The organism is Flavobacterium selenitireducens, from assembly GCF_014748335.1.
In the GTDB taxonomy this organism is placed as follows: Bacteria; Bacteroidota; Bacteroidia; order Flavobacteriales; family Flavobacteriaceae; genus Flavobacterium; species Flavobacterium selenitireducens.
Genome location: NZ_JAAVIY010000002.1, coordinates 408,688 through 433,963 on the forward strand (window position 1 = coordinate 408,688; position 25,276 = coordinate 433,963).

Below are 25,276 nucleotides of genomic sequence, written 5' to 3' on the forward strand. Positions count from 1 at the left end.
AATTAATGTGCGTGACCGCCCTGGCCCCGATTTTTGAGCAAATGGCTTTGGATGTAATACGCGCCTTTGAGCACGATTTTCGCGTCCGGTGCCAACTGCTGCAACGGCGTCGCCTGTACGTAGCCCAACTGTGCCGTTCCGGTTTTGACTTCGACGCGTGCAAAATGGTAGCTTTTTCCGCTTTCCTCGTGAGCGTGCCCGTCGTCGTGCGCATGTCCTTGTTTTTGGTCGTGAGCCGTTTCTTTTTTAGGGTCGGATGCAGTTTCGCGCACTTGCTCTAAGATAAAGATAAACTCCCGACCTTCGGCATTCACGATGGCCTCTACCGGCAGCGCGTTAACCGTGTGCGCACCGACGTCAATAAGCGCATTGACATACATTCCCGGAATCAGGCGCTGTTTTTCGTTCTCGATATCGGCGTGAACGGCAACCGATTTGGTCTCGTTCTCGAAGGCTTTTCCGACACTGAAAACCTTGCCCTTGATTTCCGTATTGTCCTGGTTCGTGAGTACGAAACGCACGCTTTGACCAGTTTTTACTTTTTGCAGATCCTTTTCGTAAACTAGCAGGTCGACGTGCAGCTGGGAATTGTCGACGATGCTCACCAACGGTGTTCCCGGCGTGACGTTGCTCCCGATTTTGATGTTGACTTCCGTCACAGATCCTGAGATCGGGGCCACGACAGGAACCGTCGCGACCGGCCCGGAATTCGGGTTGATGTTCATCGTCTGCAACTGTTTTTTCAGCGAGGCGAAACGCGTTTTTTCGATTTCGAATTCGGCCTTGGTTTTCTGGAAAACTTTCTTTGCCGATACTTCTTCCTCGCTCAAAATGCGCTGACGGTCGAATTCGAGCCTGAGGAATTCCAAATTGCTTCTCGAGGTCAGGAATTCCTGTTGGATGCGCGTAAATTCTGGGCTTTCCACAGTTGCAATCACTTGTCCTTTGCGCACGTTCTGCCCTTCGATAACGACGATCGACTTAATGTTACCCGATACAAAAACCGATACATCGGCCTGGTTTTGTGGCGGCAATTTTGTATAACCGTTGGCATTGACGACCTCGCTGAGGTTTTTTGGGCTGAACGTTCCCAGTTCTATGTCTGAAGCCGAATATTGCGCTTCGTTCAGTTCCACTTCGACTGTTTCGCGTTCGCGGGTTTCGGGTTGGATTTGCGTGTCGTCCGCTTTTTTGGCCTCCTCGGTTTTGGCGCATGAAAAGAGAACGGCAGCCAATGCGATTCCGATTGATCTAAGAAAAATAGTATGTGCCATGTTATTGATTGATAAGGAATTGTATGTTGATGGCCGTCTGATTGTACTTCCGAACCGCTTCGGCATAGTTGACCAGGATGGCGTGAGCCGTTTCAAGGCTTTGCACGTATTCTGCGTACGGTAAATCTCCGTTTTGGTAGCCTTTCGTGGCGTTCGCGATGATTTTTTTCGCATTCGGATCGGCCGTATCTCGGTAGTAATTCACCAACGAAGTGTAGGTGGATAAGCGGTCGGATTGTTCTGCCAATCGATTTTGGAGTTCCGATTTTACATATTCGGCCTGCTGCTTTTCGCGTTCGATGTTTAACTCCGCTGCTCTCGCTTTCGCGGATGTCGCCCTGAAAAAAACGGGAACTGCGATCCCGACGGTAAATCCCTGGAAACGCAACGTATTGTCGTAATAGCGAGGCGTCCCGCCGACGTCGTGGTTGCCCGTAAGCGATTGGACGAAGTAGCCTGCGGAAATGTCAGGATACAAAGCCGATCTCTCCACTTTTCGAGTCGCTTCGGCAACCGCAATCTGGGTTTGCGCCAGCCGCAATTCGGGATTTTGCAACACGGCCGAACTGTCAGCCGCAGAAATCGGGATTGGGATAAATGCGGTATCGGCCACGGTAAAATCGTCGCGGAGATCGAGCAACAAACGCAAACGCGACTTCTCGATGCGCAACTGGCCGTCGTTTTGCGCGATACGTTGCAGCAATTCCTGCTGTTTGGCAAACGCGATGTTTTTCTCTAACGAATTTGTCTCGCCCACGCGGAATTTCACCTCGGCAGAACGCACGAACTTGTCCATGACGGACATCTGTCGCAACAGGATCGCTTGAAGCTTGCCGTAAAACAACAATTCGTTCCACGATTGCCTGATCGCAAAAATCACGTCTTGTTTCGTGGCTTCGGATCGCAATTGGCTCGCGTTCGAGTTTTCGCGCAGCAATTTTCGGTTCGACCCGACGCGAAACGGATTGATGCTTTGGGAAACGGACAAATTCTTATCGTGGGCGGCAGTATTTAGTTGTCCGAATGTTCCCGAGAGCTGTGTCTTCGGGATGTCCCAAGCCGTTGCGGTCAGTTCGTTTTGCGCTTTGATGTCGAGGTCGGAAGCCAGGATGCTGCGGTTGTTCCTGATTCCGGTCTCAACGGCCTGCGCCAATGTCAACGATGGTGCTTGAGCCGATGACAACGCAGGTGACAAGGCAAACCCAACGATCAGAATGCCTGTCCTGGCATCGCGGCGCTTGAATCTTGTAGATGTTTCTAAGTAGTAATACAGGATCGGCAATAAAATTAGCGTCAGCAACGTCGCGGTTATCAGCCCGCCAATGACGACTGTCGCCAATGGTTTTTGGACTTCGGCACCCGCGCTTGTGCTGATGGCCATCGGCAAAAATCCCAACGAGGCCACGGCAGCGGTCATGATCACAGGCCGCAGCCGCGTCTTGGTGCCTTCGCGTATCCTGTCCATCACGTCTACGACGCCTTCCGATTTGAGTTGGTTGAAATATCCGATGAGCACGATCCCGTTGAGCACCGCCACGCCGAACAAGGCGATGAACCCGACTCCGGCCGAAATGCTGAACGGCATGCCGCGTATCCACAACGCAAGGATTCCGCCAATGGCCGAAAGTGGGATCGCGGTAAAAATCAACAGCGACTGTGCGATGGATTTGAACGTGAAATAAAGCAAGATCAAAATCAGTAAAAGCGCCATGGGAACGGCGACGGCGAGTCGTTGGTTCGCCTCCGCGAGGTTTTCGAATTGCCCGCCGTAAGTGGTGTAATATCCCGGCGGAAGCCTGAGTTCCGAATCGAGTTTTTTGCGAATGTCTTCAACGACCGAAGCCACGTCACGTCCTCTTACGTTAAACCCGACGACGATGCGGCGCTTTCCGTCGTCTCGCGAAATCTGCATCGGGCCGTCTTCATATTGTACATCGGCGATTTGCTCAAGCGGAATTTGGTTGCCGGACGGAAGCGTTACAAAAAGCGATTTGATGCTTGAAATATCGGCACGGCTGTCTGCTTCAAGTCGCACGACAAGATCGAACCGCTTTTCGCCTTCGTAAACCACGCCGGCAGATTCCCCGGCAAATCCCATTCTGAGCACTTTGTTGAGATCGCCAATCTTGAGTCCGTACAACGCCATCTTGTCTTTGTTGTAGCGCACCGTGATTTGCGGAAGGCCGGCCACGCGCTCGGTTTTGGCATCGGCTACACCATCGATATTGCTTATGATCTTAAGAGCCTGTTCGCCTTTGGCAACCAGCAAGTCGATGTCTTCTCCATAGATCTTTACCGCCACATCGCTGCGCACGCCCGTCATAAGCTCGTTGAAGCGCATTTGGATAGGTTGGGAAAACTCGGTGGTGGCACCGGGAATGTCGTTGAGCACGGCTTCCATTTTTTGCATGAGTTCCTCTTTGGTATCGGCCGACGTCCATTCGTGTTTTTCCTTCAACAGGATGATAAGGTCGGCAGCCTCTACGGGCATGGGATCGGTCGGGATTTCAGCTGAACCGATTTTAGCCACTATCATCTTTATCTCAGGAAATTTCGATTTCAGTAACCGTTCCGCTTTAAGCGTGGCGTCGACTTCCTGCGAAAGCGAAGAACCCGAAGCGATCACGAAATGCGTGGCAATGTCGCCTTCGTCGAGCGTAGGGATGAATTCTCCTCCAAGCCGATCGAATACAAACAGTGATAACGCAAACAACAAAAGTGCTGTCGCGACGACGATTTTGCGGGCGCTGAACGCCTTTTCGAGAATCGGGGCGTACCAGGCGTGCAATTTACCGATGATGCGGTCACTCACATTGGGCTTGTGTCCGATCTGTCTTTGCAACGTTAGCGACGACATCATGGGCACATAGGTAAGCGACAGTAAAAACGCTCCCAATATCGCAAACGAGACGGTCTGCGCCATCGGCCCGAACATCTTGCCTTCGATTCCGGTAAGCGCCAGGATCGGAAGGTAAACGATTAGGATGATGAGTTCCCCGAAAGCGGCGCTGCTGCGGATTTTCGAAGCCGCGGAATACACTTGTGCATCCATTTGCTGTCTGGATAATTTGCCGGTATTGAGACGTTGCAGCCTGTGTACGATGGCCTCGACGATGATTACGGCTCCGTCGACGATCAATCCGAAATCAATGGCGCCCAAACTCATAAGGTTGCCGGAAACGCCAAACAATTTCATCATCGAGATCGCAAACAACAGCGACAATGGGATCACAGAAGCCACGACCAGGCCCGCCCGCCAGTTGCCCAACAGCAAAACCAAGATAAATATGACGATGAGCGCGCCTTCGACAAGATTGGTTTCTACGGTTTTGATGGCTTTGTCGACAAGCAGCGTCCGGTCGAGAAAAGGTTCGACGGCGACACCTTCGGGAAGCGATTTCTTGATTTGCTCCATTTTTTGCTTGACGCGGGCGACGACCTCACCGCTGTTTTCGCCTTTGAGCATCATGACCATTCCGGAGACTTCTTCGCCTTTGCCGTCTTTGGTCACGGCTCCGTAGCGAACGGCGCTTCCGATGCGCACTTCGGCCACATCGCGAACCAGGATCGGGATGCCATTTTGGTTTTTTACGACGATTTTACGGATGTCCTCTATCGAACTCACCATTCCGACGCCGCGGATGAAAAAAGCATACGGTTTCTTGTCGATGTAGGCGCCTCCGGTATTTTCGTTGTTGACCTCGAGCGCTTCGAAAATCTCGGTAATCGTCGTGTTCATGCTCTTGAGTTTGTCTGGAACAACCGCGATTTCATATTGTTTGAGCATGCCGCCGAGTGTGTTGACTTCGGCCACTCCGGGTGTCCCGACGAGTTGCGGCTTGATGATCCAATCTTGGATGGTGCGCAGTTCGGTTGCATCGTATTTCGACTCGAAACCCATTTTGGGAAACACGACGTATTGGTAGATTTCGCCCAAGCCGGTGCTTATGGGCGCCATTTCGGGTTTTCCGGCTCCTTTCGGAATGGATTCCCTGGCTTGTTCGAGGCGTTCCGAAATTTGGTTGCGCGCCCAGTAAATATCGGTGCTTTCGTTAAACACAACGGTTACGACGCTCAGTCCGAAGCGGCTGATGGAACGCAGTTCGATTACCTCCGGGATCGATTTTACGGATTGTTCTATCGGATACGTAATGAACTGTTCGACTTCCTGAGTGGCAAGCTTTGGTGAAGTCGTGATGATCTGGACCTGGTTATTGGTGATGTCCGGCAAGGCATCGATGGGCAAAGTCACAGCCGAATAGATTCCGACGGCAACCAGGAACAGCGTGAAAAGCCCGACAATAAATTTATTGTGGATGCTGAAATGTATGATTTTATCTAGCATGAGTTTTTCGTAATGGATGAAACGAATCGATACAAGTATCCTCAGGCGGCGTTGCAGGCCGCGGCGTGTCATCCCGGGAGCGACCCGGGACGTCATTACGAAAGTTGTGGCGGTTGCCAGATGCTTCCGAAGTAATCGGAAACCAAGCGTGTCTTGTAAAGTGAAGTTGGCTTCGGAAGCGCAAAAACGGTAGCATCTACCTCAAAAGCCTGGTTGGGAATATAATTGAAGATGTAGGCGCCGCAGCAGGCGCAACTGCAAAATGGAGAGCACAGGTCTACTTCGTGTTCGTGGCTATCGTGTGTTTGCGAATATGCTGTCTGCGATCGTGAGTGCGTCGCTTCTCCATCCGCGCAAGGCTTTGCAGCCAAGGCGATGAATAACACGGACAGTATGAGCGCCAGGCATTTCACGTCGTAAAAGTACTATTTTTTTGTTCTAAGAGTAGTTTAGTGAATCAGTTCCGACTAAAATAACCGGCCTGATAGCAAGATAAATCAGGATTCCGGATATAAAAAAACCCTCCATTTCTGAAGGGTTGTGGTCCCACTTGGGCTCGAACCAAGGACAACCTGATTATGAGTCAGGGACTCTAACCAACTGAGCTATAGGACCGGGTTTCACTCGCTGAACCGCGTTGGTTGCTACGATTCAGGTTATAAAGCGAACGCCTTATTCGTGGCTGCAATATTACTATTATTTTTTGTCGAGTGCAAGTGTTTTTTTGGAGTCTTTTCGATGGTGATGCGGGTTGTATTTGCCCAGACATAACAGATCTTTAAAGATCTGTTATGTCTAAGTTCGGAAAAGCCATTTATTGTCAAGTACAGAAAACCTGTACTTTTTCTTAATTAACATATTACAAATCCCGAAATTCGCCAAAGTGCCATAAAATTCCGGACGGATCATGTACAAAACACTCGCGTCCCCAAGTTTCTTCCCGGACAGCCGTAATCTTGACGTTTTGGAATTTAGACGGCAAGCCCAACGAAACCAAATGCTCCCAAAACGCGGGAACATCTTCTATTTCGAGGAAAACCTGGGTGTTTTCTACCCAATCCTTAGCGTAGTCATCCTGAAGGTAAAATGCAAAACTTCCGATCTTAAAAACCGAAAAGCCCTGCCATAACACTGTTTCCTCGAAACCGAGTTCGCTGTAGAAACGCCTCGAGGTCTCGAAATCTTTGGAGCCGATGAACGGTCGGATTGATTTTGGGCGTATCATCACGTTATCGGATTTCCTGGCAAAGTTCCACCAAGACGCCATTGGTTCCTTTCGGATGCAAAAAAGCCACGAGTTTGTTGTCGGCTCCTTTTTTGGGAATTTCGTTGAGAACCGTAAAACCTTCGTTTTTGAGGCGTTCGATTTCAGAAGCGATATCGGCCACGTCAAACGCGATGTGATGGATGCCTTCGCCTTTTTTCTCAAGAAATTTTGCGATCGGGCTATCCGGATTCGTCGCTTCAAGCAATTCAATCTTATTCGGGCCCGACTGGAAAAACGACGTTTTCACACCTTCGCTTTCCACTTCCTCCTGTTTATAGGAAGGCGTTCCGAGCAACTTCTCGAAAAGCACATTCGATTCGGCAAGACTTTTCACGGCGATGCCAATGTGTTCGATTTTATTCATGTCTGCGGTTTATGGAATCAAAGATAACGTTTTCCGAGGCGATGTCTCCGACTTGCGAAAAAGTGAGGTCGCCTTCAGATATTCCCGGGACTTTCTATGAGTTCGCGCATTAAATCGGCCGTTTTCCGATGTCTAAGATAGAGCGGGAAAGATAAGCTGTGTAAATAGGCATCCAAAAAAAGCACAAATTCGAAAACAGATGCTTTGCAAACGATGAACGATAACCTCAGATTGCCGAGGATTCGCCTGTAGATTTGGCGGCTTTCTTCCTCGACAATGCCCACAACTTTAATGCTGTGGACATCTCGATCCCGGCGGCCATTACAGTTTTTCCCAGGCGAAATCTATCAAACACCGAAAAGCTGGGCAGAGAAACCCTGCCACAATCTGATTTGCTTTAATGAAGTAGAAAAAGGCGGGCATTTCGCCTCGTGGGAAGCGCCTCAGTTTGTTGCATCGGAGCTGCGCGCGGCATTTAAATCGCTTCCCAAGTAACGATTACTCTTTAGATCAATCAACCCGTTGTTCAGGCAGCGGGTTTTTTGTAGTAAATTGCGCGATGTCCAAAAAAACATACTTCAACTGGAGCAGCGGTAAGGATTCCGCGATGGCTTTGCACGCCCTGTTGCAGTCTGACGAATTCACTGTGGACTATTTGCTCACGTCGGTAAACGACGAACCTGGCCGAGTGACGATGCACGGTTTGCGCGAGACACTTTTGGAAATGCAGCTGGACGCCATCGGGATCCGGCACGGTGTGATCCGTCTTCCCGATCAACCGTCGAACGACGAGTACGAGCGCGTCATGACGGAAAAAGTGACGTCGTTGAAAAGTCAAGGATTTGAATGCGCAGCGTTCGGCGACATTTTCCTCGAAGATTTGAAATCGTATCGGGAGAGCCAGTTGCGGCCATATGGAATCGATACGGCTTTCCCGCTTTGGAAACGGGATACGCGTGAATTGATGCGCGAATTCGTCGCCTTGGGTTTCAAAGCGGTCGTAATTTGCATCGATGCGTCAAAATTGGACGCGTCATTCTTAGGTCGGGTACTCGATACGGAATTCGTAAGTTCGCTTCCACAAGGTGTCGACGCCTGCGGGGAGAATGGAGAGTTCCACACCTTTTGCTTTGACGCTCCGTTTTTCAAGAATCCGATACGCTATTCGATTGGGGAAACGGTTTACCGTCAATATGAAGCGGGCGAGTACGAACAAGGATTCTGGTATTGCGATCTCGTGCCGCTTTGATGGGGTAAAGGCAAAAAAAAACCTCCCGGATTCGAGAGGTTTTTTGTTTTAGGCTTCAGCATCCCTTAATGCTTTGACTTTATCGTGATCGGCCATGAGCCTGGATTTTTGCTCGCGGATCATCGAGGTTTGTTCTGCAGAAAGATCGTTGCTGTAGTCTTCAAGTACATTTTGGTACGTTTCCTGCGCCTTATCTTCACCAAATTCGCATGAAGACAAGATCTGATGGCGATCATTTCCGGTAAGGGCAGCTTTCACGTCCATCCAGGCGCGGAAGAATTTTCCGGTCACGCGCGTTCCTTCTTCAGGTTCGCCACCGAGATTGCGAACTTCGCTTCTCAATTCGCTCAATATAGTTTCGCTAGTGCCTTTCCAGTTTGCGAACAACCCTTTTAGCTCGACTGAATCGGTTTCTTTCGAGGCGGTTTCGTAACCTTCTACGCGGTCGTTGTTGATTTCAATTAGGTTGTTCAGTGCCTTTAGCGCTTTTTCCGTATCAATTGCCATACGTTCCATAATAGTTGTGTTTTTAGTTGTTTTACAAAGATCGGACTTGGCCCGCAGGAATTTCTTACGCAATTATACTCGTGGTTTGCATGATTTCCCAAAACCAAATTTTTAAAACAACTATAAAATTAGTTTTTCAACTAAAATTTTAGTTACATTTGGTTCCAATCATCAATCATCAAACTTCATCAATCAAAAATCAGACGTGTTATGAAAAGACTGTTGTTACTTTTTATGCTGGCCGAAACCATTGTGTCCCTCGCCCAAAAAGAGGTGTCGCGCACATTGGACCGCTATATGCAGGCGCAGGCGACCCAAAATGATTTCAGCGGAACGGTGCTCGTGTCCCAAAAAGGGAACATCATCTACGAAAAATCGTTCGGGCTCGCCAACCGCGAGTGGAACGTGCCCAATTCGCCCGAAACCCGTTACCGCATTTGCTCACTTACCAAGCAATTTACCGCCGCGGCTGTGCTTCGGCTGGAAGAACAGGGCAAACTCACCATTTCGGACAAACTCAGTAAATATTTTCCTGATTATCCGAAAGGGGATGAGGTGACGCTTCACATGTTGCTCAACCACACCTCGGGCATAAAGGACGTAGGCGAAATCCCTAAGTGGTTCCGGCTCGATGCACGACTTCCGGTAGAAAAAATGAAGGACACGCTTATTGCCGTTTTTAAGGATAAGCCCTACGATTTCGAGCCCGGTAAAGGCTGGCACTATTCGAATTCAGGCTATATCCTGCTCGGATACGTGATTGAACAGGCATCGGGACAACCGTATTACGATTACGTGCGCGAGTACCTCCTTAAAAAAGCGAGTATGGACGACAGCGGTTTTCTGCAACACGACTTGATCGTCCCGAATCTTGTAAATGGTTACGCATTACTGCCATCGGGTTGGAAGCGATCGACTTCCGAAACAGGAAATTCCGGTTTTAGCGCCGGAAATATGTTCGCGACGGCCCGCGACCTTTTTAAATGGCGGGTTGCGTTACAGTCGGGCAAGATCATCAGCGCCGCGTCGCTAAAGAAGATGAACACGCCCCATCATCCGGAAAGGGGAGCGGGATACGGTATTTTCGTCGACAATTTCCTGAACCATAAAGTGCTCGAACACCAAGGCGCGATCGAGGGATTCAATACCTATATGGGCGAATATATAGATGATGGCGTCTGTATCATCGTGCTTACCAATCGCGACACCAATCTTGATTTCGTGCCAAAGGGTCTTGCCGGCATCATGTTCGGAAGGCCAGTCGAATCGTTTTACAAAAAGAAGCCCGTGCGATTTTCCGGAAGCGTGAGTGCGTTCGCGGGAGAATTCAAATCACCCGATTTGCCATTCCCAGTAACGGTTGTCGAGAAAGACAACAAACTGTATTGGCGCATGTGGCGTGATATCGAGCTCATCCCGGAGTCCCAGAAAAAATTTTTTATCGACGAGCAGGACATCGATATCCAACTTGAGTATATGACAGATGGCTCCGGCACGGTTTCCGGGCTGTATTTTATTTCGGCAGGAATCCGCAACAAACTAAAAAAAGCGTAATTTTTGATGGAGAACGGGTTTATTGCTAACTTGTTGCATGCTGTCTCAAAGTGAAAACTTTTATTCCGATCTTGTTGCCCACCGATTGCCGCTGGGTGAATTGCTGGGCAATCAAGATTTGTTCGAAACCGTTCCATCCGATTGGCTCGTCATCATCACCGATATCCGCAACTCTACCGATGCCGTTCTCGGCGGCCAGCACCAAACCGTAAATCTTCTCGCCACGGGCAGCATCGTATCTGTGCTCAACATCGCCTTCAAGCGAAAGATCACGGTGCCTTTCTTTTTTGGTGGGGACGGCGCGACATTCCTGATCCCGAACCAGCTTCGGCAAGACACCTTGTGCGCCCTGAAAGTTTTCCAGAAGAATACCCTCGACAATTTCGGTCTTGATATACGTGTCGGCGAAATGCCGGTCCACAAGATTTTGTCGGAAGGTCACGCGTTGAAAATCGCCAAATATCACAACTCTTCGGTGTTTTCGATTCCCGTTATTTTGGGAGACGGGCTCATGTACGCCGAGAAAATCATCAAAGGCAAAGAGTACCGGGACGATCATGTGTTCGACGAGAGTCACGACCTCGACCTTAGCGGAATGCAGTGCCGCTGGGATCGCATCTCGCCTCCGACAGACAAAGATGAAGTGGTCACCTTGCTTGTGGTAAGCCGCAACGATTTTAGCCAGGCCCAGGTTTTTCGGACGGTCATCGAGCAAATCGAACACCTTTACGGCCCGATTAGCAAACGACAACCGATATCGGTGAGCCAGTTGCGGCTCAATACGACCTTTGGAAGGCTGGGAACCGAAATGCGCGTCCGGATCGGTAAGATCAGGCTGCTGGAAATGTTGCGCCAAAAGCTGATTTCGCTTTGGGTTTTTATTTACTTGAGATCGTTCAAAGGTAGGCGTTACCTCGAAAAACTTGTCGACATGTCCGACACTTTAGTGCTCGACGGCAAGATCAATACGGTCATTTCAGGCACGGTCGACCAGAGAAAACGGTTACAGGAATTTCTCGACTCACTCGAGTCCGATGCCCGGATTCACTACGGCCTTCACATCAGCAACGCTTCCATTATGTCGTGTTACGTACGCGACCTCGACGACGACCACATTCACTTCGTCGACGGTTCCGACGGCGGTTATACCCAGGCCGCCCGAATGCTTAAAGCCAAGATCCACACTTGATTCATCGGAACCAAGCCGAAATAACGCTTCCTCCGGCCGTTTCCGGAATAGACCGCGACGTGAAAACGCGGCCCGATTTCGCTAAAGCTTGAAAGCGAAACATTCCTGGACTTTTTTGTTGTATTTCTCCTGGTCGAAACGATAGAGGAATGAGCCCTTGCGCGACGATTTCATATCTTTTTCGTCGGTTTTGACCAAGATGTCGAGCGCATTGATCTTGTTGATGAAGTTGCGCTTGTCGAGCTTTTCGTCGAGAATGGCTTCGTATAGGGTTTGCAGTTGTCTCATCGTGAATTTCTCGGGCAAAAGTTCGAATCCGATAGGTTTCGTGAGCGCACGCCTTCTCAATGTCGACATCGCGTTGGCGACCATATCGGCATGGTCAAAGATCAAGTTGGGCGCCTCGTGTATGTTGTGCCATTTTGCCGAGAAATCCTGGTTGAGTTCGCCTTCAGCCACGTTGGCATCGATGAGTGCGTAGTACGATACCGAAACCGTTCGTTCCACGGGATCGCGATCGATTTCCGAATAGGCGCGAAGTTGCTCCAGATACAAGTTGTGAAGGCCCGTCAGATGGTGAAGTACGCGATTTGCAGCTTCGTCCAGCGTTTCGTCTTTTTTTACGAATCCGCCCATAAGTGACCAGCGGCCACGTTCCGGCTCAAAGTCTCGCTTGATAAGCAGGATTTTCAGATTCTTCTTATCAAATCCGAAAATAATGCAATCTACGGCAAGGAGAATTTTCTCTTGGGACTGATAATTTTCCATGGATTGAAGCTACAAAAGTCGGACGCAAGATAACCACAAAGCCGCAATAAAACAACGTTCCACACTTATAACGCGCGCTTGAGACGACGCTTTACACCTGGCAAACTCGGTAACGTTGAACGCTGTACAACTAATTCAGACGAACAAACGCTCAAAACTCGACACGCAATCGACCAGGCCCTGGCGGTTTTCATCGCTGGCATCCTTGCAAAAAGAGGTCATGCACGAGCGCAGCAGTTCTTTCGATTTAATTTCGCCTTCAGGATCATTTTTGACGAAACGCAATCGAGGAAAATCTACCATTATCTTTCGTTTGATCGTATTGCGCTCGACCGCGTCATTTTCTGCAAGCAATTGCCTGAGCAGTTTCATCATTTCCCGCTTCATGTTTTTTTGTAAAGGTACTCGATAATGGCCGTCAACGGACGTCGCGCGGCGAAATAGAGATAATGTGCCTGTCCGATCGGTTTTCCAACGACCATCAGGTTTGAAAAAGCGGGTCATTTTGCCTTGTGTTAGCCCTACGATTTTTTAATTCAGGGAATTGTGTATTTATATGCCAAAGGGATAATGGTCAATTGTATGGCGTGTCGAGCTTCAACGACTATGCGGGAAGTACTTCGCGTGGAATCACGTTGACCTACAGCGGCGTCTATTGGTTTGCAATCGGATAAGTATATTGTTTTAGGAAAACAGGTTCGATAACCGGGTTTTTTGTAGGTTAGCTTTCCAATCCTGACATATGGAACTTCGAGCCATCCTGAACGCGCTTTGTCATTTGCCGACGGAATCTTCCGCAAAGTTGGAAAAGATTGCGACAGAAATGTCATGGCCAAAAGGCAAAATACTGATCAGGGCCGACAATGTCGAGGAAAATCTTTATCTGATCAAACGCGGAATCGTGCGCGCCTATGCTGTTTCAGATAGTGCCGAAACGACATTCTGGTTCGGGAGCGAAGGCGATATCGTCATTTCGATGAAGTCGTATGTTGACAATCAAAAAGGATATGAAGACATCGAGCCGCTTGAAGATTGCGAACTTTATGCGCTCAACGTTTCCGAACTCCAGGATCTTTATGCGCGCGACATCCACATTGCAAACTGGGGAAGGAAATTTGCCGAAAGCGAACTCATCAAAACCGAAGAACGCCTGATTTCGCGACAGTTCAAATCGGCTACGCAACGCTACCAGGATTTGCTCGGGAACCATCCGGACCTTATAAAACGCGTCCAGCTCGGCCACATCGCATCGTATCTGGGCATTACCCAGGTGAGTTTGAGCCGCATCAGGGCTCAAGTGATTAGATGATTGGGCAATGAGATAAATTAGATAATTGGCAATCTCGTTCTAATGACATCAACATTCAATTGTCTACGCATCATTTTTTATCCTATGTAAAACCCAAATAAACTCCCAATACCGAACTTTGCAAAAAAAAGCTATGAACTGGATCATCTTAATCATTGCAGGAATTTTTGAAGTCGCTTTCACGACATGTCTCGGAAAAGCCAAGGAAACCGACGGGCGCGAAATGTATTTGTGGTACGCCGGGTTCGCGATAGCCATTACCGCGAGCATGCTGTTGCTGATGAAAGCGATCCAAACCCTTCCATTGGGAACCGCATATGCCGTCTGGACAGGAATTGGAGCCGTGGGAACGGTGCTGCTCGGCATTTTCGTGTTCAAAGAGCCCGCAAGTTTTTGGAGAATTTTCTTTATCACGACGCTGATCGCCTCAATTGTCGGGCTCAAAGTCGTGTCGACACACTAAAAAATCGCCCTATTTCGGACACCGCTTTATGGGATGGGCTGACTATTTTTTTTCGTCGAGATCCCGCGTGAGCCAGCCGCGTTTCCCGTTCGTCGCGATTGCGTAAGGCGTTACCCAGAACAATCCGAATGTGTAGAGCAAGCTGTACGAATATGCCCAAAGCGATTCTCCGAACGTATAGCGCTTTGCGTAAAAAAGCACCGGAAACGTCGAAAGGATCAAGATACTGAACAATGTCGAGCTGAAGAACAACACCGGATGAATCGCGATGAAGAACAGCATGAACACGAAAAAAGGGTACGTCATCGCAAGCTTGAATGCCTGGTTGAGGTAGAAGAGGCGCGTGCCGGTTTTCTTGCCTTCGCGAAAGTTCCCGAAAACGAATTTCGACATCATGATGTTTTCGCGCACATTGCTGCGATCCCAGCGGATGAACATTTTGTACAAGCCGTTGTATTGTTCGGGAACGTTGGTGTAAGCGTAGGCATTTCTCTGGAAAAGCACGCGACGGCCTTGTTTTAGGATCATGTTCGTCATGGCGCGGTCTTCGCCTATATCAGAAGGTTTTCCCATCCAGGTTTGGCTGATCCAATCTTCGAGGCAGGCGAAAACCGCCGTCCTGCGATAAGCCGCCAAAGCGCCCGGCGTGCACATGACCGATCCCACCTGGCTTTCCGCCGATCTTACGAATTCGAAACTCATTACAAAACTAACGTTGAGCATCTTGGGCAACATCGCCTTTTGGTTGTTGAGTACGTGGATGTTTCCGGCTACCGCTCCACAAGTTTCATCGACAACGAACGGGCTCACCATATTGCGAAGCGTATCCGTCTTCACGATGGAATCACTGTCTACGGTCACGAAGATTTCCCCATTTCCTACGTTGAAACCATGATATAGAGCGTGGCGTTTGCCCATGTTTTTTGGTTGTTGGAAAATAGTCAATCGATCGCCAAGCTTTATTTTGGCCTGTTGCATCCAATACCAGGTGTCGTCCTGGCTGCCGTCGTCTATGGCGAGAAGTTGGAGTTTTGCTATCGGATATTGGCTTTCGGCAAGACTCATAAGTGTTTTCCAGACCTGTTTGCCTTCGTTATAAGCCGGAACGATGACGGTACAGGTCGGTAATGCTTCGTCCGAAACCGATTCGATGGGTTTGTATTTGAAATAAAGAATGGCATTGTAAATAAAGAACGCAACCTTGAAAAGCAGCAGCAGGGATGCGATCACTATAAATACAAAGCCGCCTGTAGATTGAAGGCGGTCGGCATTGAACTGGGTAAAATCGTCCTGAAGGTCAAACACCAGGTAAACGCTGAGCGCCATAAAAAAAAATGTAGTGATGAGTATCAAAGTGCCGACGGTACTTTTTGAAGGAGTTGTTCTCTTGCCCATCGAAAAAACGGGAGCGGCTTCAGAGGGAAATGTGCGTAATTGTGATGTGGTAATGGTTTCGGCTTTCATATCGGATCATTTTGGATTTGTGACGTACGCTCCAAAACAATCATTGTGCCTGTGCCAAAAACGCCCGGTTTAGCGCCAGTTACGGGAATTTCATTCAAAAAAGGCTGTGGATTTTCCACAATTTTGCTACACACTTTCCCCAAGTTGGGAAGCGCGGCAAACGCAAAAACGAAGCTTGGTATTGTGCGATAGGCACTATTTACAGAAGAAATAGCGATAGCCGAAGGTTGTTCCTGAAATTCCGAAAACGATATCGAAAAACTGGTAGGGGAATGTCAAAACGTGTATGCTGTTTCCGATAACTTGCGCCGCGGAAGCATACTAAATCATTGATCGATGAAACGGCTCATTTGCCGTTGATCCAAATGCGCCCAAGACAATCGCAGTGGAAATGCATCCCGATAATTCAAGATTAAGAACATTATCCATTTTGAATGATATTAGCGAGTTTAGTTATTATTGATCCCGTTGGAAATTTTGCCGTTAAGGCTCCGACAATTTTTACCAAACAAACATAAGTTATGAGTAAGTTCGCCACTATCGACTACGTCATTTTCATCGTTTACTTTTTTGTGGTCGCGGGCTACGGCTACTGGATTTACAAAAAGAAAAAAGGCGACGGTGTCTCAGATTCCAAAGACTTTTTCCTCGCAGAAGGCTCGCTTACCTGGTGGGCGATCGGCGCTTCACTGATAGCATCGAACATTTCCGCGGAGCAATTCATCGGGATGTCAGGAAACGGATTTTTTGCAGGCGTTGCCGTTGCAGCTTACGAATGGGTCGCCGCGGTAACGTTGATCATCGTCGCGGTTTGGTTCATTCCGGTGTACCTGAAAAACAAAATCTTCACGATGCCGCAGTTTCTCGAGACGCGGTATAACGAAAGCGTGAGCCTGATCATGGCTATTTTCTGGCTGTTTTTGTACGTTTTTGTCAATCTGACTTCAATTTTATACCTCGGGGCGATCGCAATCGACAACATGGCCGGAGGCGGGAACTTCCACATCATCATCGTCGTGATGGCGATTTTTGCGCTTGTGATCACGCTCGGCGGAATGAAAGTCATCGGGTTTACCGACGTAATCCAGGTTCTCGTACTGGTAATCGGAGGTCTGGCCACCACCTATATCGCACTGACATTGGTCAGCGAACACTTCGGATTAGGCACCGACGCCATCGCGGGTTGGAACAAAATGATGGAAGCGGCTCCTGACCATTTCAAGATGATGATCGATAAACCAGGCCCTGGCGCTTCCCAGGACGACATCAACAAATACCTGATGTTGCCGGGATTTGCGATGTATTTTGCGGGACAATGGATCATCAACCTCAATTACTGGGGCTGCAACCAATATATCACACAACGCGCACTTGGAGCGGACCTCAAAACCGCCCGCACCGGCATCCTTTTCGCCGGATTCATGAAACTCGCCATGCCGGTTATCGTGATGGTACCGGGAATCGCGGCTTACGTGATTTACCAGAATGGAGGCTTGCAAACCGAAATGGCGCCAAACGGTAATTTCAATGCGGACAATGCCTATTCCGCGATCCTGGGCTTTTTGCCGACCGGCCTCAAAGGGCTTTCACTTGCGGCATTGACAGCGGCGATCGTGGCGTCGTTGGCCGGAAAAGCCAATAGTATCTCGACGATTTACACGTTGGACATCCATAAAAAGTACATCGATAAAAACGCAAGCGAGAAAAAACTTGTAATGATCGGCCGTGTGGCGATTTTGGTCGCGCTCGTGATTTCAATCGGCCTGACATGGAACGACACCTTGGAAATCGGCGGCGCCGGCGGATTCACGTTCATCCAGAAATATACAGGATTCATCAGCCCGGGAGTTTTCGCGATGTTCTTCCTTGGAATGTTCTGGAAGCGAACCACAGGAACCGCGGCAATTGCAGGTGTATTGGCCGGGTTCGGATTGTCGGTATTGTTCAACAACTACGCGCCGGAATTATTCGGGCATGAAACCTGGCTTTACACCGCGTTCCCGAATGGAAAAGGCCAGTGGGAAATCCCGTTTCACATTTGCATGGGATGGTCGTTCTTTTTCACGATGCTGCTCATGATCAGTTTGAGTTTGTTCGGGCCAAAAGTAAACCCGAAGTCGTTCGAACTCGACAAATCGATGTTCAAGGTCGCCAATTCTACGTTGGCTTTGATCGTCATTACGTTGCTTCTCGTGGTGGCATTGTACGCAAGATTCTGGTAAATTATTGATTTTATATGGGAAAGGCCTTCGATCGTTCGGGGGCTTTTTTTTTGTTTAAGATCGGACATGTACGACCAAAAAAACCATCAATTATTTCGTTCCGAAGCGCCGCCGTCGTAACTTTAAGGCGCTAAAACCTTTGCCATGGACAACCTCGACGCAGCCCGTCTCCAAATGGCTTTTACGTTAATGTTCCACATTGTCTTTGCGTGCATCGGGATGGTCATGCCGTTCTTTATGGTCGTCTCGCATTACAAATGGCTCAAAACACGCGACCCTGTTTACCTTACCTTGACCAAAGCATGGCAAAAAGGCGTTGCGATATTCTTTGTAACCGGAGCCGTTTCCGGAACAGCTTTATCGTTCGAATTGGGATTGTTGTGGCCGGAATTCATGAAACACGCCGGACCTATCATCGGGATGCCGTTTTCGCTCGAAGGCGCGGCATTTTTCGTGGAAGCGCTCGCCATCGGGTTTTACCTTTACGGATGGAATAAAATCAACGAACGTTTCCATTGGATAACCGGCGTGATCATTGGCGTTTCGGGTGTCGCATCCGGCATTTTGGTAGTGTCGGCAAACGGATGGATGAACGCACCCTCGGGCTTTGATTACGTCGATGGCAAATTCCTGAATGTCGATCCCGTAGCCGCATTTTTGAACGACGCCTGGTTCTCCCAAGCCCTGCATATGACATTGGCGGCATTTGCTTCCACAGGTTTCGCCGTTGCCGGGATCCACGCCTGGCAGGTGTACAAAAAACGCAATCCGGAACTACACGCAAAAGCTTTCCGCATCGCCATTACATTTGGCGGAATCGCCGCGTTGCTGCAACCCATTTCGGGAGATATTTCCGCAAAGGACGTTGCCAAACGTCAGCCCGTAAAACTAGCTGCGATGGAAGCGCACTTTGAAACTCAAAAAGGCGCCCCACTGTTTATCGGCGGTATCGTAGATGAAGAAAAAAAGACGGTGACACACAAAATTGAAATTCCGAAAGCCTTGTCATTTCTGGCTTTTGGCGATTTCGATGCGGAAGTCAAAGGCCTCAACGATTTTCCCAAAGACGAACTGCCACCGATTGCGATCCCACATTATGCGTTCCAGGTGATGGTGGGAATGGGAATGGTCATGGCGTTGTCCGCAATCGTGTATTTTATAAGCATCCGAAAAAAGAAATGGCGCGAAAAGCGGTCGTTCTGGTTGCTGTTCGCGCTATTGGCACCAACAGGTTATATCGCGCTCGAAGCGGGCTGGATCGTCACTGAGGTAGGACGCCAACCGTGGATCATCCATAAAATAATGCGCACCAAAGACGCCGTGACGCCAATGCCCGGCATGATTTACAGTTTTTATTTTTACCTGATGCTTTACACGATCCTCACGCTTACCGTGATCTGGCTCATGCGCCGGCAAATCAAAGCGCTTAATGAAAAATTGGATTGATATGCTTTACGTCGTTTTAGTTTTTCTCGTCGTCTCTTTTTTCCTCTATGTTTTGTTGGGAGGTGCCGATTTCGGAGCCGGAATCGTAGAATTGTTCTCCTCAAAGGACAATCAGAAGCCCATCAAAAAGACCGTTTACGAAGTCATGGGGCCGGTCTGGGAAGCGAATCACATTTGGATCATCATCATGATCGTGATTTTGTGGATAGGGTTCCCGATGACCTACAACATAGTCGTGGTTTACCTGCATATTCCATTGACACTGGTTTTGCTCGGGATCACCTTGCGAGGCGCGGCTTTTATCTTCCGACACTATGACGCCGTAAAGGGTCAGAGTTCCCAAAAGTTGTACGACAATCTGTTCAGGATCTCCTGCCTCATCACGCCCATTTTCCTCGGGATGACCTTCGGGGCGCTGGTTACGGGCGACATCATGCTGCTCGAAGACCATCCGGGCATCGGATTTTACGACGCTTATGTTCATCCGTGGTTGCAATTGTTCCCGATACTGATCGGCTGTTTTTATGCCACTTTATGCACGTTTTTGGCCGCCGTTTTCCTCATTGGCGAGGTTTCGGATGCACAACGCGAGATGTACATCCGCAAAGGAAAGGTCGCTGTCATTGCAGTGGTCGTCACCGGATTTTTGGTCTTGATAACAGGATTCGCCCAGGGACGCGATTTCGTACTGGATTTCGTGCGCGATCCGTTCGCGGTTTGTTCGGTAGTATCGTCGGCTATTTTGCTTTATCCGCTTTGGCGTGCGATACGCTTCGGACGCGTCGAAAGATGCCGGTTTTTCGCCGGATTGCAGGTAGCACTGATCTTATTTGCGGCTGCGATCACGCATTTTCCGAAAGTGATCGCCACAACAACAGGAAAGTTGGACTTTATGCAAAACACCGCTCCGGATAGCGTAATGACCGTGTTGGGATGGTCGCTGATCGTTGGCGGTTTGCTGATCATTCCGGGATTTTTACATTTGCTGAAATCGTTTCACATGATCAAGATATTGGAGAAGGAGTGATGGTTTTTCTAAAGGAACAAGCGCCCGATCAGGGATATGACAAAAACAGAACTACTACAAAACGAAAAATGCTGCATTTCGAAAGAGCCAAACCATCCGACGCCGGACAATTATCCGGGATTGCCCATGTTTCCAAACAAAACTGGGGCTACTCGAACGAGCAACTTGCTTCGTGGCGAACCGAACTCACGCTGACGCACGATTATGTCACACACAATCACGTCGTCCGGATTTTTTTCCATCACGAACTCATCGGATTCTATGCGATAATCGATGGGGAAAACACAGAACTCGACCATTTGTGGTTGCTGCCGCAATACATGCGAAAAGGTTTCGGGTCGCTCATTTTTGCCGATATCAGGCGAACGGTCGCGACGCTGGGGAAATCAATATTCCGACTGGTGGCAGAGCCCCATGCCAAAGGGTTTTACGACAAGATGAACGGTGTGGTCATCGGTTCTTTCGAGAGTAAGATTCCCGGGCGGTTCCTCGAAATTTACGAGTTCACGACCTTCGCGAATCTGGCGTTGGCCGATGCAAAAGCCTCCGATTTCGACGAAATGGCTGCCGTTTGGCAAAGTTCCGTCGCAGTCACTCACGATTTTTTGAACCCCGACGACTTTGAGTTTTTCAAGGAATTGGTGTATTCCGGAGCCGTTTTCAGATCGGTTCCGACTTTGAAGATCGCCAAAATCGAAAACAGGATCGTCGGGTTCCTGGGCGTTTCCGACGACAATCTTGAAATGCTGTTCGTCCACGATGATTTTCGCGCAAAAGGCATCGGCAAATTGCTTCTCGGTTATGCGCTGGATCATTTGAGCGTCCGCAAGGTCGAAGTCAATAAAGACAATATCCAGGCGGTAGGTTTTTACGAAAAGGCCGGATTTCGTTCGTACGAGCAAACCGGGTCGGACGGTCTCGGGAAACCGTATCCGCTGTTGCGAATGAGCCTTTGAGTCAAGTTTTTTTGGACGTTTGAGCAAAGTTGTCGTGGAATTTGCGCGCGAACTTTGTCCCATAAAAAATCGAATTATGTGGACAATCAACAACATGCCCGACCAATCCGGAAAGCTCGCTATCGTCACGGGTGCCAACACGGGAATCGGCAAGGAAACCGCCAAAGCCCTCTACGACAAGGGTGCTACAGTGATCCTGGCGTGCCGGGATTCCAAAAAAGCGCAAGCGGCCCTCGAAGAAATTGTATCGGATGGTAGCAAAGGCAGACTCGAAATCGGTATGCTCGACCTCTCCGACCTCGAATCGGTACGGAACTTTGCCCAGGCGTTCAAAGCCAGGCACGACAAGTTAGACATCCTTATCAATAACGCTGGAATTATGTTAACGCCTGAGGCCAAGACCAAACAAGGTTTCGAGTTGCAGTTCGGCGTGAATTTCCTCTCGCATTTCGCATTGACGGCGCTTTTGTTTCCGACTTTGAAAGCAGCCGCGAACGCACGGGTCGTCACCCTCACGAGCGGCGCCGCTACATTGACCAACGGCATCGACTTCGGCAATCTCAGGATCGAAACCGGATACGATTCCCAAAAAGCGTATAACGACAGCAAGCTCGCCGATTTGCAATTCGCCTATGACTTCCACCGCCGTTTGCGCCAATCCGGAAGCCACATCCTATCGGTTGCGGCACATCCCGGCGTCGTGCACACAGATTTACAGCGCCATATTCCTACAAAGATCCTCCGGGAAGCGTTCTCCAAATTTCCACAGGTTTCCGAACCTTGGCAAGGCGCGCTTCCAAGCCTGTTTGCGGCAACCGAGCCGTCGGTCGAAAGCGGTGACTTTTACGGACCCGACGGAGCATCAGAATTTTCAGGATATCCCGCCAAATCCAAACACGATTCCGACGCGATCCGCGACCAAAATCAATGGAAGAAGTTGTGGGATTTTGCGGAGTCGGCCACGTCAACTCATTTTGAATTCTAAACGACAAGGGATATGAAATCGTCAGATACCACTGTTCTGGTCATAGGCGGTTCGGGTTTTCTCGGGTTGCAATGGGTGTTACAGTTGCTCGACGCGGGTTATTCCGTACGCACGACAGTTCGCGCTTTGGCTAAAAAAGGCAAGGTGTTGCAAGCGTTGCAGAGCGCCGGTGCAAATGTTTCGCGTCTCGAATTTTTCGAAGCGGATCTCACCTCCGACAAAAATTGGTACACTGCCGTTTCAGGTTGCCGATATGTGCTCCACGTCGCCTCTCCGTTTCCGGCGGACAATCCTCAAGACGAAAACGAACTTATCGTGCCGGCCCGTGACGGTGCACAGCGCGTGCTCAAGGCCGCCAAAGAAGCAAACGTCGAACGCGTGGTCATGACCTCTTCGTTTGCCGCCATCGGGTATAGCGAGCCCGACAAGACGCACGTTTTTTCCGAAGTGGACTGGACCGATGAAAACGCCCCGATTCCCGCTTACATCAAGTCGAAGACCGTCGCGGAAAAAGCGGCGTGGAATTTTGTCCGGACGCAGGGAAACGGGCTAGAACTTAGCGTGATAAATCCGGTTGGGATTTTTGGGCCTGTCATGGGCGACAATTATTCGGCTTCCGTGGCTACGGTGATAAAGGGAATAGTCGACGGGAAAATAACCGAAAGTCCTGATTTTACGTTCGGTGTCGTAGATGTTCGCGACGTGGCGGATTTGCACCTCAAGGCGATGGTGCATCCCGATGCCGCTGGTGAACGCTTCCTTGCGACATCTGATGGTGTAATGAGTTTCGCCGACGTGGCGGATCTCATCCGCAAGGAACGTCCGCAATTCGCATCTGAAATCAACATCCAACACAAAACCGAAGATTCGTTTTACATTTCCATGGACAACCAAAAAGCAAAAAATTGGTTTGATTGGAAGCCGATCGCAAAGGAAAGCGCGATTTTGGCAAGTGTCGATTCGTTATATGGCAAGGCGTGAATTCGTCGGTCGGGCCCGAAAACTTAACGTTTCTTAACTTCAATGGCGTAAATTTGCGTTGTCGTACCGGAATTACGATCATATGAAATTCAACAATATACAATCCTGCCATCTCGGCCCGGAAATCTCGCCGGAACAGTTCATCCCCGAGCATTTTTTCCTGTATTTGCTCAAGGGTTCAATGCTCGCATTCGATGGCAACAAAAAGTACGAGATGGCCGAAGGCGACTACTGCATCGCGCGTAAAAACCATCTCGTGCGATACACGAAACGCAAGAACGACGGACAATTCGAAAAAGTCATCATTACCTTCGACGCCGCTTTCCTGCAAAAGTTTTACGAGCGCCACAAGCCTGGTAAGCGCAACTGGATTGCCGACGACTCTTTTATTTTTGTTGAAGACGATACACTCATCCGGAATTTTATCCGGTCGCTCGAGCCGTATTACAACGGGACGGAAACGCTCGATGAGACATTTGCCGATGTAAAACGAGAAGAGCTTTTACTGATTTTGTTACGCCGAAACCCGGATTTATCAGGCGTTTTTTTCAATACGGCACTACCTGAAAAAATCGATTTGGAAGCCTTTATGCTCAAGAACTTCCGGTTCAACGTGAGCCTGGATCGGCTTGCGTTTCTCACGGGTCGCAGTCTGTCTACGTTCAAACGTGATTTTTCGAATATTTTCGGGACGACGCCCGGGCAATGGCTGACGCAAAAGCGATTGGAGGAGGCCCATTTCCTGATCCAATCCGAAAAGCGGAAACCGAGCGAAATTTATCTCGACCTCGGGTTCGAAAACCTTTCCCATTTTTCCCGGGCGTTCAAGAAGCGCTTCGGCTACGCGCCGAACCAAGCCGCGTAATCCGTCTAAATCCGCAAATCTAGCCCATCGCATTCTTGACATTCTCGATGAAATAAGGCGAGTCGTTCCACTTGATTTTCCGGAATTTGTAGTCGTTCTTGAGCTCGTCCGGAAGGCAATTCCAAATAGCCTCGTTCATTTTTTCGAGCAATAATTTTTTGGAAAACGTGTCGGTCACGACCAGGCTGATCTCGCGCACAGGCTTGGGTTCTTTGAACGGCTTGAAAAGTTCGGCGTGACTCTCATTGAGTATCGAGAGTTGCGGAATGATCGCAAAGCCCAAACCGGCGCGCACGAAATTTTTAAGGGTTTCGATCGAGCTGATGTCGTACGTGAATTGTTCCTTTATTTTTTTTGTGTTCTCAATTCCGCAAATGTCAAGCAATTGGGCATTGTAGCAGAATTCGTGCTGCAACAACAACAGTTCGGGTTTGTCGGTAGATTGGAGTTCGTAAAAATCATCTGAGGCTTTCGGATGGTTTTCGTTTAGGTAAGCCACGAAAGGTTCGGAAAAAACCGGATGTTCGATTAAATTCGGATTTCCCGTCGGCGTTGCCATCAGCGCCACGTCGATTGCACCAGATTCGAGGTCGCGCATAAGATGGTAAGTCGATTCTTCGCGAATGATGAAATGAACTTTTGGCGCCAGTTCGCGCATCGACTTGATGAAGAGCGGAATCAGGTAAGGCGACAACGTCGAGATCACGCCGAGTTTCAATTCGCCTTCTAACGTGTTTTTTTGGCGAATCACAAAATTCCGTATGTCGTCGGCCTCGCGTAGCAGTTTCCTGGCGCGTTGTATGATTTCAACTCCGGCAAAAGTTGGCGTCAACGGCACTTTGCTGCGGTCGAAAATCTTAATTCCTATTTCTTCTTCGAGGTTTTTGAGTTGGATCGTCAATCCCGGCTGCGTCACCATGCAGACTTCAGCTGCGCGCGCGAAATGGCGTTCTTCATCCAGAGCGACGATATATTTTAGCTGCTGTAATGTCATGATTATAATTTTATTTTATAAAGGTAAAAAATTATCAATTTGATTTA

Annotated in this window: 22 protein-coding genes and 1 tRNA gene; 12 read left to right on the forward strand and 11 right to left on the reverse strand. The window is 49.1% G+C overall.

The window, feature by feature from the left end:
- Positions 1-2: 2 nt before the first annotated feature.
- The 6 genes from HC229_RS05240 to mce all read right to left on the reverse strand — a co-directional run bounded on the left by HC229_RS05240 (position 3) and on the right by mce (position 7,250).
- Positions 3-1,274: an efflux RND transporter periplasmic adaptor subunit gene (locus HC229_RS05240; RefSeq protein WP_191019408.1), complete on the reverse strand. Its 1,272-nt coding sequence runs from the start codon at positions 1,272-1,274 to the stop codon at positions 3-5.
- Between the two features lies 1 nt (position 1,275).
- Positions 1,276-5,619 carry a CusA/CzcA family heavy metal efflux RND transporter gene (locus tag HC229_RS05245; RefSeq protein ID WP_191019540.1) on the reverse strand — a complete coding sequence of 1,448 codons (4,344 nt, stop codon included), beginning with the start codon at positions 5,617-5,619 and terminating at the stop codon, positions 1,276-1,278.
- Between the two features lie 95 nt (positions 5,620-5,714).
- Entirely contained in the window at positions 5,715-6,032 is a 318-nt protein-coding gene (locus HC229_RS05250; RefSeq protein ID WP_191019409.1) for a DUF6660 family protein, read from the reverse strand.
- A gap of 128 nt (positions 6,033-6,160) precedes the next feature.
- Positions 6,161-6,234: transfer RNA gene (locus tag HC229_RS05255), tRNA-Ile, on the reverse strand.
- Between the two features lie 244 nt (positions 6,235-6,478).
- Positions 6,479-6,844, reverse strand: a complete 366-nt coding sequence (locus tag HC229_RS05260) for a VOC family protein (RefSeq protein WP_223845527.1) — start codon at positions 6,842-6,844, stop codon at positions 6,479-6,481.
- A 4-nt stretch (positions 6,845-6,848) separates the two neighbouring features.
- A complete protein-coding gene (mce, locus tag HC229_RS05265; protein WP_191019411.1) occupies positions 6,849-7,250 on the reverse strand; it encodes a methylmalonyl-CoA epimerase in 402 nt (133 codons plus the stop codon).
- Between the two features lie 559 nt (positions 7,251-7,809).
- Between mce and HC229_RS05270 the strand changes: the two genes are divergently transcribed.
- On the forward strand, positions 7,810-8,499 hold the full coding sequence (locus HC229_RS05270; RefSeq protein ID WP_191019412.1) for a Dph6-related ATP pyrophosphatase: 690 nt from the start codon (positions 7,810-7,812) through the stop codon (positions 8,497-8,499).
- A gap of 48 nt (positions 8,500-8,547) precedes the next feature.
- Here the strand turns inward: HC229_RS05270 and HC229_RS05275 are convergent, their stop codons facing one another.
- A complete protein-coding gene (locus HC229_RS05275) occupies positions 8,548-9,015 on the reverse strand; it encodes a ferritin-like domain-containing protein (RefSeq protein ID WP_223845528.1) in 468 nt (155 codons plus the stop codon).
- A 201-nt stretch (positions 9,016-9,216) separates the two neighbouring features.
- Between HC229_RS05275 and HC229_RS05280 the strand changes: the two genes are divergently transcribed.
- Positions 9,217-10,560: a serine hydrolase domain-containing protein gene (locus HC229_RS05280; RefSeq protein ID WP_191019413.1), complete on the forward strand. Its 1,344-nt coding sequence runs from the start codon at positions 9,217-9,219 to the stop codon at positions 10,558-10,560.
- Between the two features lie 37 nt (positions 10,561-10,597).
- Positions 10,598-11,749, forward strand: coding sequence for a DUF3095 family protein (locus tag HC229_RS05285; RefSeq protein ID WP_191019414.1), 1,152 nt, complete (start codon positions 10,598-10,600; stop codon positions 11,747-11,749).
- Between the two features lie 81 nt (positions 11,750-11,830).
- Here HC229_RS05285 and HC229_RS05290 read toward each other — a convergent pair whose 3' ends face one another.
- Together HC229_RS05290 and HC229_RS05295 are read right to left on the reverse strand one after the other, a co-directional pair.
- Positions 11,831-12,517: an NUDIX hydrolase gene (locus HC229_RS05290; RefSeq protein WP_191019415.1), complete on the reverse strand. Its 687-nt coding sequence runs from the start codon at positions 12,515-12,517 to the stop codon at positions 11,831-11,833.
- 135 nt (positions 12,518-12,652) lie between these two features.
- Entirely contained in the window at positions 12,653-12,904 is a 252-nt protein-coding gene (locus HC229_RS05295) for a hypothetical protein (RefSeq protein WP_191019416.1), read from the reverse strand.
- A 355-nt stretch (positions 12,905-13,259) separates the two neighbouring features.
- Here HC229_RS05295 and HC229_RS05300 point away from each other — a divergent pair, with 355 nt between their 5' ends.
- Positions 13,260-13,826: a Crp/Fnr family transcriptional regulator gene (locus tag HC229_RS05300; RefSeq protein ID WP_191019417.1), complete on the forward strand. Its 567-nt coding sequence runs from the start codon at positions 13,260-13,262 to the stop codon at positions 13,824-13,826.
- 133 nt (positions 13,827-13,959) lie between these two features.
- Positions 13,960-14,289 (forward strand): DMT family transporter, encoded by a 330-nt coding sequence (locus tag HC229_RS05305; RefSeq protein ID WP_191019418.1) that lies wholly within the window; start codon positions 13,960-13,962, stop codon positions 14,287-14,289.
- A 42-nt stretch (positions 14,290-14,331) separates the two neighbouring features.
- Here the strand turns inward: HC229_RS05305 and HC229_RS05310 are convergent, their stop codons facing one another.
- A complete protein-coding gene (locus HC229_RS05310; protein ID WP_191019419.1) occupies positions 14,332-15,753 on the reverse strand; it encodes a glycosyltransferase in 1,422 nt (473 codons plus the stop codon).
- A 521-nt stretch (positions 15,754-16,274) separates the two neighbouring features.
- Here HC229_RS05310 and HC229_RS05315 point away from each other — a divergent pair.
- The 7 genes from HC229_RS05315 to HC229_RS05345 all read left to right on the forward strand — a co-directional run bounded on the left by HC229_RS05315 (position 16,275) and on the right by HC229_RS05345 (position 24,235).
- Complete coding sequence (locus tag HC229_RS05315; protein WP_191019420.1) at positions 16,275-17,975, forward strand: sodium:solute symporter family transporter; 1,701 nt, start codon at positions 16,275-16,277, stop codon at positions 17,973-17,975.
- Positions 17,976-18,119: 144 nt separating this feature from the next.
- The gene (locus tag HC229_RS05320; protein WP_191019421.1) at positions 18,120-19,421 is read left to right on the forward strand and encodes a cytochrome ubiquinol oxidase subunit I; all 1,302 of its coding nucleotides are present in this window, start codon (positions 18,120-18,122) and stop codon (positions 19,419-19,421) included.
- Positions 19,405-20,448, forward strand: coding sequence for a cytochrome d ubiquinol oxidase subunit II (locus tag HC229_RS05325; RefSeq protein WP_223845529.1), 1,044 nt, complete (start codon positions 19,405-19,407; stop codon positions 20,446-20,448). The genes HC229_RS05320 and HC229_RS05325 overlap by 17 nt, the downstream gene beginning before the upstream one ends.
- Positions 20,449-20,516: 68 nt before the next feature.
- Positions 20,517-21,404, forward strand: a complete 888-nt coding sequence (locus tag HC229_RS05330; RefSeq protein WP_191019422.1) for a GNAT family N-acetyltransferase — start codon at positions 20,517-20,519, stop codon at positions 21,402-21,404.
- A gap of 76 nt (positions 21,405-21,480) precedes the next feature.
- A complete protein-coding gene (locus HC229_RS05335) occupies positions 21,481-22,389 on the forward strand; it encodes an oxidoreductase (RefSeq protein WP_191019423.1) in 909 nt (302 codons plus the stop codon).
- A 12-nt stretch (positions 22,390-22,401) separates the two neighbouring features.
- Entirely contained in the window at positions 22,402-23,370 is a 969-nt protein-coding gene (locus HC229_RS05340) for an SDR family oxidoreductase (RefSeq protein WP_191019424.1), read from the forward strand.
- An 82-nt stretch (positions 23,371-23,452) separates the two neighbouring features.
- Positions 23,453-24,235: an AraC family transcriptional regulator gene (locus HC229_RS05345; protein WP_191019425.1), complete on the forward strand. Its 783-nt coding sequence runs from the start codon at positions 23,453-23,455 to the stop codon at positions 24,233-24,235.
- A gap of 19 nt (positions 24,236-24,254) precedes the next feature.
- Here the strand turns inward: HC229_RS05345 and HC229_RS05350 are convergent, their stop codons facing one another.
- Positions 24,255-25,229: a hydrogen peroxide-inducible genes activator gene (locus tag HC229_RS05350; protein ID WP_191019426.1), complete on the reverse strand. Its 975-nt coding sequence runs from the start codon at positions 25,227-25,229 to the stop codon at positions 24,255-24,257.
- Positions 25,230-25,276: the final 47 nt, after the last annotated feature.